Origin of the sequence: Bacillus sp. 105MF (assembly GCF_000374885.1) — a bacterium.
GTDB classification, from domain to species: domain Bacteria; phylum Bacillota; class Bacilli; order Bacillales; family Bacillaceae_G; genus Bacillus_A; species Bacillus_A pseudomycoides.
Genome location: NZ_KB895572.1, coordinates 133,221 through 147,562, shown reverse-complemented (window position 1 = coordinate 147,562; position 14,342 = coordinate 133,221). Strand labels below are relative to the sequence as shown.

Below are 14,342 nucleotides of genomic sequence, written 5' to 3'. Positions count from 1 at the left end.
CAAAAATCGCTACCATTTATTATATTACCATTTGCGAACGGTAATATTCTCATCTCAAGATTCAGTAAAAACAAAGAAAATAGGTGGGAGATAAAATCCTCGTAAAATCCCGTTTGCTGAGGCATGATTAAAGTTCAGTTGTATTAAAAAACGTTGTATTCATAAAAAAGAATAAGTAAGATAGATTTCGCGTGTAGTAAAGAAGAAATAAGGGAGACAATAAAGGGATGAGAAAAAGAAAAAAATTGTTAAGTTTATGGAAAACGATTACGTTGCTGGTATGTACTGTTATTTTACTTTCTTTACTTGTAACAGATATATTAATTAGTCATAATGTCGAACGTACGACGGAAGAAAGTCAAGCTGAAAAAGCAAAAACAATCGCGCGTATTGTAGCAAATTCACCACTTGTAATTGATGCTTTAGCAGGAAGAAAAGATATATCTGAAATTCAAACGTATACAAATCGGTTGTTAAAAAATACAGATGTTCAATTTATCGTGGTCATGGATATGAATGGCATTCGCAAATCTCACCCAGATCCTCAAAAAATCGGCCATCACTTTGTAGGGGGGGATGAAGGGATAGCCTTAAAAGGAAAAGAGCATGTATCAATGGCAGAAGGAACATTGGGAATCTCTATGCGAGTGTTTGTACCTGTTTTTTCTGAAACGAGAGAACAAATGGGGGTTGTTGCTGTCGGAATTTCAGCTGATAATGTGCATGAGAGGATAAAAGAGAGTAGATACATTATTTATATCGGTGTCGGTGTTGGAATCTTAGTTGGAATTATAGGTGCTATTTTATTAGCTAGACATATTAAGAAAATTTTATTTGATCTTGAACCTAGCGAAATCGCAAAAATTTTAGAAGAACGGAATACGATGTTACAATCTGTTAAAGAAGGAATTATTGCTGTCGATAAAGATGCGAGAGTTACTTTAATTAATAACGAAGCGAAACGGTTATTTAAGAAAAGTGGTCTCGAAGAAGATTTTATTGGTAAAGATGTTGAGAAGTATATGCCCAACTCATGTATAAAAGAAGTGTTACAAACGGGGAAAGCACAATTGTATGAGGAACAAAATCTTTATGGAATTACCATTGTTACAAATAGAGTTCCTTTATATGTTAAAGGAGAAATTGTTGGTGCTATTGCAACATTTCGTGATAAAACAGAGATTAGGCAATTAGCAGAACAATTAACGGATATTCAACTTTATGCAGAAGCGCTCAGGGCACAATCTCATGAGTTTATGAATAAGATGCATGTTGTATTAGGGCTTACACATATGAAGCATTATGAACAATTAGAGACCTATATTAGTAACATGGTCTCGGAGCATCAATATGAAATTGGTGGTGTGATGCGAAAAATAAAAAATCCTGTATTTGCAGGATTTATGCTTGGTAAACTTAGTTACGCAAGGGAAAAGAGTATACAACTCATTGTAAGCGAAAATTCTTACTTACCAGAGCCATATGATGAAAGTATTATTCATGAACTCATTACAATTGTAGGAAATTTAATTGATAATGCATTAGATGCGGTGATAAATTGTCAATATAAGCGAGTAGATATTTCTATTCAATATCATGATAAGATGATTATCACAGTTAAAGATACAGGAGTTGGAATCCGGCAAGAAGAAATTGACAAATTATTTGTCAAAGGGTATTCCTCAAAAGGAGAAAATCGAGGATATGGTTTGTATCTTGTAAAGGATAGTTTAAAGCGAATAAATGGGGATATACAGGTAGAGTCTTTGTTAGGGAAGGGAACGACTATAACCATTGAAATACCATACAAAAGTAGGGATGAGATAGGGATATGATCAAAGTTTTGATTGTAGAAGATGATCCAATGGTAGCGATGTTAAATAAGCATTATTTAGAGCAAGTAGGAGGGTTTGAACTTGTTCATATAGCTAATTCTGTGAAAGAAGCAGTAGAGATATTAAAGGAATCGTCTATAGATTTCATATTGCTTGATATTTTTATGCCTGTTGATACAGGATTTGAATTGCTACTGCATATTCGGAATCAAGAAAAAGAAATTGATGTTATCATGATTTCAGCTGTGCATGATATGGGAAGTATTAAAAAAGCACTTCAATATGGGGTTGTTGATTATTTAATTAAACCATTTACATTTGAAAGGTTTAAGGAAGCATTAACCGCATATCGAGAAAAATTTATCTTTATGAAAGAACAGCAAAAAATTAGCCAGTCTGAATTAGATACGTTGATTTTACAAAAAGAAAAAGTAGAAACTTATGTGAATAAAGAGCTGCCAAAAGGGCTAACAAGACAAACATTACAGTTAATTTGGAAGCAAATAGAATCACTTCATGGACAAGCATTTACAACAGATGAAATGGCTCAATTAGTTGGAATTTCAAGGGTGTCTATTCGAAAGTATGTAATGTTCTTAACTGAAATTGGAGTTTTAGAAAATGAAATGGTTTATCAACATGTGGGGAGACCAGTAAGTAAATTACGATGCATCGATGAAAACAAAATACGTTTGTATGTATAAGCGGCTTATATAAGCCGCTTATACTTTTTTTAATTACAAAACTAATTACAAAACTTACAAAAACTATTTTTACTATTGAAAGCGTTTTAATATTGTAGATAAGAATATAAGGAGGTGCCTATATGGGGATTCAAAAAAAAGTGGAAGCGGTATCACCCGTGGAAACAACAGAGGTGGAACAAAAGTCTTTTGTTTCAAAAATTATGAATATTAAAATTGGTGTTATACCTTTACCGTTATATATCGTATTAGCAGCTATTATTTATGGAGCATCTGTATATAACAAATTACCTGCTGATATGATTGGTGGATTTGCAGTCATTATGATCATGGGGATTTTCTTAGGTGATATTGGGATGAGGATTCCGATTTTAAAAAATATTGGTGGACCAGCAATTCTTTCATTATTTATTCCATCTTTACTAGTGTTTTTTAATTGGATGAATCCAGCTTCAATGGAAGCAGCGACGATGCTAATGAAAAAGTCGAACTTTTTATATTTATATATTTCTTGTTTAGTAGTCGGAAGTGTTTTAGGAATGAACCGTAAAGTGTTAGTACAAGGGTTTGTTCGTATGTTTATTCCGTTAGTTGTAGGAACAATTGCTTCTATTGCAGTTGGATTATTAGTTGGATCATTATTTGGATTTGAAATGAAGCGAACGTTCTTCTTTATCATTGTACCAATTGTGAGCGGTGGTATCGGAGAAGGTATTTTACCACTTTCCTTAGCTTACAGTGACATTTTAAATCAATCATCAGCAACATTTGTATCTCAGCTTGTGCCAGCAGCGGTTATCGGAAATATGTTTGCGATTGTAAGCGCTGGATACATGAAGCGCTTAGGTGAGAAAAAACCAGAGCTTAGCGGTAATGGTGCATTGGTAAAAACAGGTGATCAAGATGAATTATTAAAAGAACAAAATACAGAAAAACCAATTGACTTCTCATTAATGGGAGCAGGTTTATTAATTGCATGTACGTTCTTTATTTTCGGTGGATTTGCTTCTAAATTTATTGGTATTCCAGGGGCAATCATTATGATCTTTTCAGCAGCACTTGTAAAATACTTTAAATTAATGCCAGCAAAAATGGAGCAAGGTGCATATCACTTATATAAATTTATTTCGACAAGCTTAACGTGGCCATTAATGGTTGGTTTAGGATTGTTATATATCCCATTAAAAGATGTAGCAGCTGTTCTTTCAGTTGGATATGTTGTGGTGTGTGCATCAGTAGTATTAACAATGATAACGACTGGTTTCCTTGTTGGGAAAGTCATGAAAATGTACCCAGTTGAATCTGCGATTGTAACAGGATGCCATAGCGGATTAGGCGGAACTGGAGACGTTGCGATTTTATCAGCTTCAAATCGTATGGAATTAATGCCATTTGCGCAAATTTCCACGCGTTTGGGCGGTGCTGCAATGGTCGTAACAGCAACAATTTTATTAAAAATGTTTTCGTAAATTATTATCATACAAGCTAGCTATGTAAAAACGTAGCTAGCTTGTCAAATTAGGAGGAGCTTATTTATATGTTAGAAAGTCAAATTAATGAACGTTCATTATTACTTCATAAAGAATTGGTAGGGAAAATTGAAATTACAAGTAAAGTAGAAGTAAATTCAGCAGATGATTTAAGTTTGACATATACACCAGGAGTGGCTGAGTCTTGTAAAGCGATCGCTGCAGATGAAGAAACAGCTTATGACTATACAGCGCGCGGTAATATGGTTGCAGTTGTTTCGGATGGAACAGCAGTACTTGGATTAGGTGATATTGGCCCGAAAGCAGCTATGCCTGTTATGGAAGGAAAAAGTATTTTATTTAAAAAGTTTGCGAATGTAGATGCATTTCCGCTTTGTCTTGGAACGACTGATGTAGATGAAATCGTAACCATTGTTAAAAACTTAGAACCTACATTTGCAGGTATTAATTTAGAAGATATTGCAGCGCCGCGCTGTTTTGAAATTGAAAAGCGCTTAAAAGAAGAAACAAATATTCCGGTGTTTCATGATGACCAACATGGAACAGCAATTGTTGTTTTAGCTGCGGTTATTAATGCGTTAAAAGTTGTAAACAAACAGATGGATGCAGTGAAAATTGTCATTAATGGTGCTGGTTCGGCAGGGATAGCAATTGCTAAATTACTGTTACAAGCTGGAGCGCAGCATATTACATTAGTAAGTTTAGAAGGAATTGTTTGTGAGGGTGAATCATGGATGAATCCGGCACAAATAGAGATTGCAAAGAAAACAAATCGCGAATATATACGTGGAACATTAAAAGAAGCGATTCATGAAGCAGACATTTTTATCGGTGTATCTGCTCCTAATGTGTTAACCACAGAACTTGTACAGACAATGAGTGAAAAACCAATTGTGTTTGCAATGGCGAACCCAATCCCAGAAATATACCCAGAGGATGCACTAAAGGCTGGTGCTGTTGTAGTTGGAACAGGGCGTTCTGATTATCCAAACCAAGTAAATAACGTGTTGGCATTTCCTGGTATATTCCGTGGGGCATTAGATGTACGTGCAACAGATGTTACAGAGGAAATGAAATTAGCTGCAGCATATGGGATCGCTAACATCATTACTGATGAAGAACGTAATGAAAACTATGTAATTCCGAATCCGCTAGATAAAAGAGTTGTCCCAAGTGTTGCAGCTGCAGTAGCAAAAGCAGCAATTGAATCAGGAGTAGCGCAAATTACAAAAATGCCAAGTTATTTAAAATAATAATAAAAAAGCAGTGCCATCTTCTTAGAAGGGCGCTGCTTTTTTAGTGAGATAAGAGATCAAAACAATAAAGAAATCGTACTCCCGCTTATTGTTTTATATGATTAGTAATAAATATTTCGCTCTGCATTATTTATTCAACTCCATTGCAACTTGCTTTCCATTTACGAAAACCTCTACCACTGCCACTACAACATCCATCACTTTTTTCATCTCTCATCTCTCCTTGTTTGTTGTTGCATTTCTTATTTTTAGTATAAGAGAGAGAGGGAGATACAACTATCGAAGTAGATGACATAAGAATTACATTGTTGTAAGGAAGAAATTAAGCTTTGTCACTCTTTTCTACATGAATAACAATTTGCTCATAATATTTCTCATCAATATATACATTTAATACCCATAATCCGGGGGAAGGCAGTGACATAAGAAGAGGTAGTTCTTCTGTATTTGAATGAATGGGAGTAGGAGTAGTCCAAGTCTGTTCGGAAGCTTCATCTGGAAAGAGTACGGGAGTGGGTGTTGTAGATCCTTGTTTTAGAGCAATAATAGATAGTTTACCAGATGGCATTTGTGGATCGAGGAAGAACCACATCTGTTTATTTTTCTCATTGGCAATGAAAGTACTATCTGCAATTGCAATCTTTCCTTCAATGCCTTTTAACGGCATCTTTCCTTCTACAAAGGAAGGGCTTTCTTGCCAGTAAACATCCTTTAAGACACTAAGGTGAAAAAAGGTGGGTGCGTTAGTTTGAGGTTTAGAGATTTCGGTTATTTCTTTTATCGGTTCCTTGGAATTTTGCCCTAGTGAGGTACAGCCAGTGATGATACAGGAGAAAAGTAGCACGGTTCCAATTTTTTTCATCTTGCCACACTCCTATTTTTCATAGTTAGTGTAATTGTATTTGCTAGAAGACAGGACAATTCCTTTTAATTCATAAAAAGAGGTCATAAGTTTAGTATGACCTCTTTTGACATTTTGTACTATATTTGTTCAGTTGTAAATGTAGGCTCTGCATCTTTTTCTGGCATTGTTAAGAAAATAACAGCAATGACGATACACACACCGCCTAGTAATTGGTATGTTCCGAAAGATTCTTTTAGCCAAGTGATGGAAACAATGGCTGCTACAAGCGGTTCAATACTAGATAAGATACTTGTCTCTGTTGCTGATAAATATTTTAGACTACCAATGTAAAGAAGGAAAGAAAGTGTTCCACTTACAATGATTAGAATTAGCATAGAGAATGTTTGCAATGTAAAGGTTTGTGAAAGTTGTTTCCATTCGAAGGAGAGATTACAAATAAATAGTGCAAGACCCCCGATTAACATACCCCAGCCAATAATAAGAGTCGTCCCCCATTGTTTAATAAGGGAAGCTGGGTGCAGCGTGTAAAAGGCAAAACCAATTGCTGTTAACAGACCAAATAAAATCGCTTCTTTCGATAAGACAATATTTTGGGCGGCTCCATTTGTAATGATAAAGTATGTTCCTGTCAGGGCAGAGACAATTGCCAATACTTGCATAATGGAAGGAAGCTTTTTATGTTGCACTGCAACATAAATAGTAATGAGAACTGGCCCTAAAAATTGAAATAGAGTAGCAGTAACAGCGTTGCTAATATGCACTGTTTCGATAAAAGCATACTGTGCGCCAAGCATCCCAAGAATAGAGAAAATGATAAGTTGTAAAAGATGGCGTGGGTGTTGCCAAATACGAAATATATTTTGTTTTTTGGTAAGTAAGAAACATAAAATAAAGACCCCAGCAAGCAATAGGCGAATTACTAAAAAATCGATAGATGATACCTTAGTATGTTGAAAAAGCCACTGAATCATCGGACCTGATACTCCCCATAAAGTAGCTCCTGTAATAATCATAATGAGACCGAGTCGTCTGTTATTGTTCATCATCATGATGCTCCTTTCTAAGATTGATTTTTTAAAATTTACATGATAGAAGGAATTATATATAACTTCTGGTACTATAAAAAGTATCAATAATTCATTTTATAAAGGGGTCAGATTTCATGTTAGAATTAACACCAAATTTGAATATGGAGGAAAAAATCCCACTGTATGTACAGTTATACGAGTATATAAAAGCAGAAATAAGAAGTGGAAAAATCCCTCCTTTGACGAAGCTCCCAGCAAAAAGAAAGTTAGCGGCGCATTTAGAGGTAAGTAAAAATACAGTGGAATCGGCATATGAACAGCTTCTTGCAGAAGGATATATTGAATCAGTTTCACGTAAGGGGTATTTTGTATGTGAAATTGAACAAATGATATATACAGTGAAAAAAAGAGAAGTTGTTAAGGAAGTACTGCATAGGGAACAGAAATATAAATATGATTTTACACAAACAGGTGTAGATGTAAATGCATTTCCATTCTCGGTTTATCGGAAGATTTCAAACGAGGTATGGCAATTAGAAAATAAGGATCTACTCTTTCTTGGCCATCCCCAAGGTGAAGCGAGTTTGCGTGAAGAGATGGCGAAATATTTATATGAATCAAGAGGTGTGAGATGTTCAGCAAGTCAAATTGTAATAGGGGCCGGAACACAATTTTTAATAAGAATGTTGTTTCAGCTGCTAAAGGGAAGTCATTTTGCAGTTGAAAATCCAGGATATCACCGGAAATTGGTTACCTTTGAGAAAGGAGAAGAAAATGTTCAGATGCTCTCGCTTGATGAGGATGGGATTTGTATTTCAGATTTAGAAGGTAGTAATGCAAATGTTGTGTTCGTTACTCCATCTCATCAATTTCCGTGTGGAATGATTATGCCAATTAAAAGAAGGATGCAACTATTACAATGGGCACAAGGGGAGCGTGGACGTTATATTATCGAAGATGATTATGATAGTGAGTTTCGTTACTCTGGAAAGCCGATTCCAGCATTGCAAGGGCTTGATACAGAGGGAAATGTAATTTATATGGGAACATTTTCAAAAGCATTGCTTCCATCATTACGTATGAGCTACATGGTGCTGCCTAAACAGCTAATTGAGTTGTATCAAACACAATATTTATTTTATACACAAAGTGTTTCAAGAATCGATCAAGAAATCATTAGAAGGTTTTTAAATGAAGGATATTGGGAAAAACATATTCATAAGATGCGAGTCGTTTATCGGAAAAAGAGAGATGCTCTTGTCTCAGCGATAGAAAGGTACTTTTCTAATAAGGTGGAAGTAATCGGAGAAGATTCTGGCTTACATATCTTATTAAAGGTTCACAATAAAATGTTAGAAGAAGAATTAATAAAAAGAGCAGCTGAAAATAGTATAAAAGTATATCCAGTTTCTATGTACTATAAAGAAGGGACTACTTCAAAAAATACAGTTTTACTTGGGTTTGCTATTTTATCAGAGGCAGAGATTGAAGAGGCAATTCAGTTGTTATATAATTCGTGGTTTGCAATGTAAAATGGTAATAAAAAAATCCTCATACTTGAGGACTTTTTTATTAGTTTTCTTCATCTAAGAATAAAACCATATGCTCTTCATCCCAGTACTGGCCATTATATTTTAAAGAGCGCTCTTGTACACCAAATGTTTTAAATCCTAATGATTCGTAAAGTTTTTTTGCACCATCGTTTCCGACAACAACATCAAGCATAACTTGTTCTACTTCTAATGTTTTTGCAAGTTCAATACACTCTTTAATGAGGGATTTTCCTGCTCCAAGTCCACGTGCTTTTGGAGATACATATACTGAGCCGATTTTTGCTTTATGCTCTTGTTTCACGTATGGTTTCGTTTCCAAGGTTGCAACCCCGATTAATTTATCGTCTTTAAATGCACCTAGTGTATAGTTTTCATCTTGTGCTAATTTCTGTGCTTTATACTCAATCGGGCATTCTTTATTAATAATATCTTCATAAGAAGAACTAAAAGCCTCTGGATTTTGTTTTAATCCTTCTACACGAAGTTCTAAGTAAATTTCTGCCTCTTGTTTTGTTAATACATGGATTTCCAATCGTATCACCCTCCGAACCTTTCACAGTTGTATTTACATTTTATATTGAAATAAGAATAATTTCAAAAGGTCAGCTCGTACTAGTAGTATTTTAATGTGTTTACTAATGATTTGCGAATAAATATTGGCTATTAATATAATATCACCAGCAGTTTTGAAGTAAAGACACTACTGGTGATTTAACGTACATATTATTCAATTGGTAATTCAATAATAAATTCAGTTCCAATTCTTAACTTACTTTTTACTTGAATGGAGCCGCTGTGTAATTCAACAATTTCTTTTGCAACAGCTAGACCGATTCCTTTCCCCCCTGTAGCTCGAGTTCTTGATTTATCAACTCGATAAAAACGATCAAAAATATGTGGAATATCTTCCTGTGGAATACCTTCTCCTTCATCTTGCACACTTATAGAAAAAGTATTCTCATTTTGTGATGCGTGTACAGTAATAATTGATTGTTCATAAGAATGCTGATAGGCGTTGTGTAATAAATTTAGCATAACTTGTTCCATTCGGCGTTCATCCATACATACATCGAGGTTATCTACACAGTAGAACTTAATTTTCATTTGTTTTTTAGCAAGTGTAGTTTTTGTTTTTTCAATCATGCGCTCTAGAAAAGGCAAGAGTGGAACTTTTTGTTTTTTTATAATAAATTGATGTTGTTCTAGCTGAACAAGATCGAATAAATCTTGAACGAGTCCTGTTACACTATCGGTTTCATCTTCGATAATTTGTAGGTATTCTTCACGTTCTTCTTTAGATAAAGAATCTCTTTTAGCAACTTTCGCATAACCTTTCATATACGTGAGTGGTGTGAGCAGTTCGTGTGCTACACTTGCAAGAAATTCATTTCTTTCTTTTTTCATGTAGGCTAATTCACTGGATAATTCTTCAATTGTTGTTGCTAAACTACCGAGTTCATCATTGCGTTTAATTCCTAATTTAATTGGTTTATTCAGCTTTAACATTTTTTCTGTTGCACGTTTCATTTTAATAAGAGGATCGGTAATGACACGAGAAAAGATAAATACAGAAATGGTTGTTAAAATAAGAGTTAGTATACCAATAATAATAAATTGACGTGTTAAACGAAGAATCATTTTTTCTAAGAAGGCTGTATCTAAAAACATATGTACATACCCAGCTATTTGTCTATGAATGATAATTGGCGTTGCTGTTGAAATAAATTTCGATGTTTTCCAATTTTTCTCAACCAAAGTTCCATCTATTGAAGTACAGTTTATTTTGGAAGCAAGTTGCTTTTTCATTTCTTGTGTTACCGGATCAGAAGAGGAAAGGATTTGCCCATTAGTGTCTGTTATGACTAACTTTGTATCTGAATTAGAATGTGATTCCATTGCTGCAGCATGTTCAAAAGCTCGTGGCCCATAACGTCTTGAAATAAAGTTACTATAGCGCTTTCCTTTTTCTAAAAGGGCGGATTTTTCTTCCTCGATACGCATGTTCGCCAGACTTGTATGACAAGATACAAAGGCAATTGTTTCAATACATAAAGCTAATATTAAGAAATATGTACCAATTTTGAGCGAAAGTTTGTTCATTTTTTCACCATACCTTTATTTCACATTAATGGCCAGCGGAAGAAATCTCACCACTGACCAAAGTTTTATCACGTGTTGTTTAACTAATTCTAAGTGTGAGGTGAGTCATGTCCCACTTAGAAAAGTTTCGCATTATTATTTTCATTCGCTTTTCCACTTATATCCCACTTTATAGATAGTCTCTAAGTATTTTTCAACAGGAAAGTCTTTTTTTCGTAATTTATCACGGATATTGCGAATATGTGAGTCAACAGTACGATATTCAATATCTGTTTGATAACCCCATATTTTTTCAATTAAATCATCACGGCTATAAGCTCGGTTTGTATTTTGTAAAAACAGTCCTAGTAATGAAAACTCGATAGGTGTAAGGGGAATTTTCTCGCTGTAAACAGTAACAGTATGTTTTGTTTTATCCCATTCAATGCCATTGAAGCTTATAAAACCATCCTTTTTTGTTCGGCGCAGTACAGCTTCAATTCGTGCAACTAGTACTTGTTCGTCAAAAGGTTTTGTAATATAATCATCGGCTCCCATTGTAAGTCCTTTTACCATATCGTAGTTTTGATTACGAGCTGTTAACATTATGATTGGAACATTGCTGATTTGACGGATTTGATAACATGTATCCCATCCATCCATATTGGGCATCATCACATCTAACAAAATGATATCGAAGTTCTTTTGTTGAATTAGTTCAAGAGCTTCTATACCTGAATTGGCTTTCATACAAAAATAACCACGTGGGCTCAAAAATAAATCTAACAATCGTAACATGCGTTCTTCATCGTCTACTAATAAGATTTTAATCATAGTCTTGTGCACCTCAAAACATTCATTCTACTTTGTATAGTTTACATGAAAATAATAAAAAACTCTGTTTACGTGATTGAATTGTAGTGTATTTTTTCTACTAAGGCAATTGACATAAAAAATGCACTACTTTTGCACAACTCTTTTTTATAATAGAAAGCGTAGCGACACAAAATACCCTATGTTGCGACATAACGTCATGTCATTTTATTTATAAAATGACAATTCCATTCTATTGTGTATGTGAGATAGTGAGGAATTTCGTATTCACCTCGCATCGGATAAGGAAAATCTCCTATCTCACACTTTTTTTATTGTTATAAAGGGGACTATACACGTGAGTAAAAAAGAAGAACGTTTACAAAAAGATAAACAAGAGCGCAATGCTATTGTGATGTGTATTGCCGTATCTATGCTAATTATTGTGACGTGTGCTAATAAATTTTTTGAAATTCTATAATAGATGTAAAGGCTCATTGTTTCATTTTGAGAAACAATGAGCTTTTTTATTTGTACGTAAAAATCCCCTGTATGCTATGTACAGGGGATTTTTGTATAGGAAGGAATCAAAAAATGATAGAAGCTTTATACAATAAACCAAGGAAGAATTGCTAATCCTGAAGTGACGATTATTGTACCAAAAATGAACAAAATAAGATGTTTGTGCTGTTTCATATCTGTTATTCCTCCAATTACTGATTTCATTCTATTACTTCTATTATTTTTTCATCTCTCATGTCTTTTTGTTGTGATTTCGTACTTTTAGTATAGCGAAGAGGAGGGAATAGAACCATTCAATAAGATGACGGGAACATTACATTGTTGTAAGAAAAAACACCTTTATCGAAAGGTGTTTTTTATATAAATTGATGCTATACAATTAGTCATTTAAAAATAAAACCATATGTTCTTCATCCCAATACTGTCCATTGTGCTTTAAGGCACGTTCTTGTACGCCATACGTTTGGAAGCCAAGCGATTTGTATAATTTTTTCGCAGCTTCATTTCCCATAACAACATCAAGCATGAGCTGTTCAACATGTAGTTTATATGCATTTTCAATAATAGCTTTTATTAATGCACGTCCAGCTCCAAGACCACGAGCTTTTGGAGAGACATAAACAGAGCCGATTTTTGCTTTATGTTCTTGTTTAATAAATGACTTTGTTTCTAATGTAGTAATTCCAATTAAATCATTATCTTTAAAGACACCAATTGTATATTTATTAGGGTTATCTAACCGTTTTGCCATTGCAGCAACAGGATCCTCATGTTTTAATACATCTTCATAAGAGGAACTAAAGGCTTCTGGATTTTGTGTTAATCCTTCCATACACACTTTTAAATAAATTTTTGCATCCTCTTTTGTTAATAAACGAATTTCCATAGCTGTAACCTCCTCAGTTTATCCTGCTTTATAGGAAAATAAATAATCTGCTTTAATATTTAAAGAAGAAATTTGTAATCCGTAAGGGTCTGATGATTATATTGATAGAACATCTACTGTGTATTCATAAACATATTCTGTACGTATTCTTTCTTAATTTGTAAAAGAATAAGAAGATATATGCGAGGAAGACAGGTGTCTTCATTTGTTTTTTAGTAATTTACTTTATGTAATGAAATTATATATTAACTTTATTAACTATTCAACAAATAAATATATTACATTTTTATAACTAAAAAACGATCCCTTTAGCAGGAATCATTTTGTTTCTGGTATATATCCTTCAACTCGTTCTGGATGAGTATAAATATTACAGGAGTCATTACGAATAAACCCAACTACAGTAATGCCTAAATCATGAGCGAGCTGTAATGCTAATTTTGTGGGAGCTGATTTAGAAAGAACAATTTCGCAACCGATTTTAGAAACTTTGAGTAAAATTTCAGATGAAATACGACCGCTAAATGCGATGATTTTTCCTTTGACAGATATGTTATTACGTAAACAATGACCATATATTTTATCTAATGCGTTATGTCTTCCAATATCCATTCTTGATATGAGAACGGTATTTCGATCGCACAGGGCGGTATTATGAACCCCGCCTGTTTGACGAAACGTAGTAGAAGATTGCTGTAAGGTGCTCATTAAATGAAAGCATTCTTCTGGAGTAATTGTTACATGTATATCATGTAAAGTTTTTGCTTTTGCTGCATCGTTTACAAAAACAAACCCTTGTCTACTTTTGCCGCAACAAGAAGTGACATATCGTTTGTTATATAGCGTTTGATAGAGTGGATTGATTTGTGATGTTTTTACATGAGCAACCCCTTTGTCTTTCTGTATCCATAACTCATCAATGTTCTCATAAGAAGCAATAATTCCTTCAGAAATTAAAAAACCTATTATCATATCTTCAATATAATTTGGAGTGCATACAACTGTTACATATTCTTCCCCGTTTAATTTAATTGTTACAGGGGATTCTGTAACAACTTCATCTTCTCGTTCGGAAAAGGCTCCTCCTTGATAACGTATCATTTTATATGTTTCTTGGACAGGCTCCATACTATTTTCCCCTTCGTATGTATTTTTCTTCCTATTCATCATAAAACATTGAAAATATAAAAGCATCCGTTATCTATATTATCAGAAGATTATTTGGTGATTATTGTATATGTGAGATATAATAGAGTAGTAGAATAGTGTCATTTTAGGCTTTTGTAGTATACCTTATAGCATCAAGAATCG

General features: G+C 34.0%; 13 protein-coding genes. 6 read left to right on the top strand and 7 right to left on the bottom strand.

Translation table 11 applies throughout. From position 1 onward, the window contains the following. Positions 1 to 227 precede the first annotated feature (227 nt). The 4 genes from C564_RS0112910 (at position 228) to C564_RS0112895 (ending at position 5,282) form a co-directional block, all read left to right on the top strand. Positions 228 to 1,835: a sensor histidine kinase gene (locus C564_RS0112910; protein WP_003194978.1), complete on the top strand. Its 1,608-nt coding sequence runs from the start codon at positions 228 to 230 to the stop codon at positions 1,833 to 1,835. After that, a complete protein-coding gene (locus C564_RS0112905) occupies positions 1,832 to 2,539 on the top strand; it encodes a response regulator (protein ID WP_018765595.1) in 708 nt (235 codons plus the stop codon). Before C564_RS0112910 ends, C564_RS0112905 begins: the two co-directional genes overlap by 4 nt. 122 nt (positions 2,540 to 2,661) lie before the next feature. Next, positions 2,662 to 4,008, top strand: coding sequence for a 2-hydroxycarboxylate transporter family protein (locus C564_RS0112900; protein ID WP_003194975.1), 1,347 nt, complete (start codon positions 2,662 to 2,664; stop codon positions 4,006 to 4,008). A 68-nt stretch (positions 4,009 to 4,076) separates the two neighbouring features. Then, complete coding sequence (locus C564_RS0112895) at positions 4,077 to 5,282, top strand: NAD(P)-dependent malic enzyme (RefSeq protein WP_003194973.1); 1,206 nt, start codon at positions 4,077 to 4,079, stop codon at positions 5,280 to 5,282. A gap of 325 nt (positions 5,283 to 5,607) precedes the next feature. Here the strand turns inward: C564_RS0112895 and C564_RS0112885 are convergent, their stop codons facing one another. Together C564_RS0112885 and C564_RS0112880 are read right to left on the bottom strand one after the other, a co-directional pair. Beyond that, positions 5,608 to 6,147, bottom strand: a complete 540-nt coding sequence (locus C564_RS0112885; RefSeq protein WP_018765594.1) for a DUF4871 domain-containing protein — start codon at positions 6,145 to 6,147, stop codon at positions 5,608 to 5,610. Positions 6,148 to 6,266: 119 nt separating this feature from the next. After that, positions 6,267 to 7,193 (bottom strand): DMT family transporter, encoded by a 927-nt coding sequence (locus tag C564_RS0112880; RefSeq protein ID WP_026008552.1) that lies wholly within the window; start codon positions 7,191 to 7,193, stop codon positions 6,267 to 6,269. Positions 7,194 to 7,312: 119 nt separating this feature from the next. Between C564_RS0112880 and pdxR the strand changes: the two genes are divergently transcribed. After that, positions 7,313 to 8,710, top strand: a complete 1,398-nt coding sequence (gene pdxR, locus C564_RS0112875) for a MocR-like pyridoxine biosynthesis transcription factor PdxR (protein WP_003194967.1) — start codon at positions 7,313 to 7,315, stop codon at positions 8,708 to 8,710. Between the two features lie 40 nt (positions 8,711 to 8,750). On the opposite strand, the gene C564_RS0112870 is transcribed toward pdxR, so the two are convergent. From C564_RS0112870 to C564_RS0112860, 3 genes are all read right to left on the bottom strand, one after another. Continuing rightward, positions 8,751 to 9,263, bottom strand: coding sequence for a GNAT family N-acetyltransferase (locus tag C564_RS0112870; protein ID WP_018765592.1), 513 nt, complete (start codon positions 9,261 to 9,263; stop codon positions 8,751 to 8,753). A gap of 191 nt (positions 9,264 to 9,454) precedes the next feature. After that, complete coding sequence (locus C564_RS0112865; RefSeq protein ID WP_003194963.1) at positions 9,455 to 10,831, bottom strand: HAMP domain-containing sensor histidine kinase; 1,377 nt, start codon at positions 10,829 to 10,831, stop codon at positions 9,455 to 9,457. A gap of 141 nt (positions 10,832 to 10,972) precedes the next feature. Beyond that, positions 10,973 to 11,644 carry a response regulator transcription factor gene (locus C564_RS0112860; RefSeq protein ID WP_003194961.1) on the bottom strand — a complete coding sequence of 224 codons (672 nt, stop codon included), beginning with the start codon at positions 11,642 to 11,644 and terminating at the stop codon, positions 10,973 to 10,975. Positions 11,645 to 11,981: 337 nt separating this feature from the next. On the opposite strand from C564_RS0112860, the gene C564_RS38045 reads away from it, so the two are divergent. Continuing rightward, on the top strand, positions 11,982 to 12,104 hold the full coding sequence (locus C564_RS38045; RefSeq protein WP_018765591.1) for a hypothetical protein: 123 nt from the start codon (positions 11,982 to 11,984) through the stop codon (positions 12,102 to 12,104). A 420-nt stretch (positions 12,105 to 12,524) separates the two neighbouring features. On the opposite strand, the gene C564_RS0112845 is transcribed toward C564_RS38045, so the two are convergent. Together C564_RS0112845 and fdhD are read right to left on the bottom strand one after the other, a co-directional pair. After that, on the bottom strand, positions 12,525 to 13,031 hold the full coding sequence (locus tag C564_RS0112845) for a GNAT family N-acetyltransferase (RefSeq protein WP_018765590.1): 507 nt from the start codon (positions 13,029 to 13,031) through the stop codon (positions 12,525 to 12,527). A 318-nt stretch (positions 13,032 to 13,349) separates the two neighbouring features. Beyond that, positions 13,350 to 14,159 carry a formate dehydrogenase accessory sulfurtransferase FdhD gene (fdhD, locus tag C564_RS0112840; RefSeq protein ID WP_018765589.1) on the bottom strand — a complete coding sequence of 270 codons (810 nt, stop codon included), beginning with the start codon at positions 14,157 to 14,159 and terminating at the stop codon, positions 13,350 to 13,352. Positions 14,160 to 14,342 lie beyond the last annotated feature (183 nt).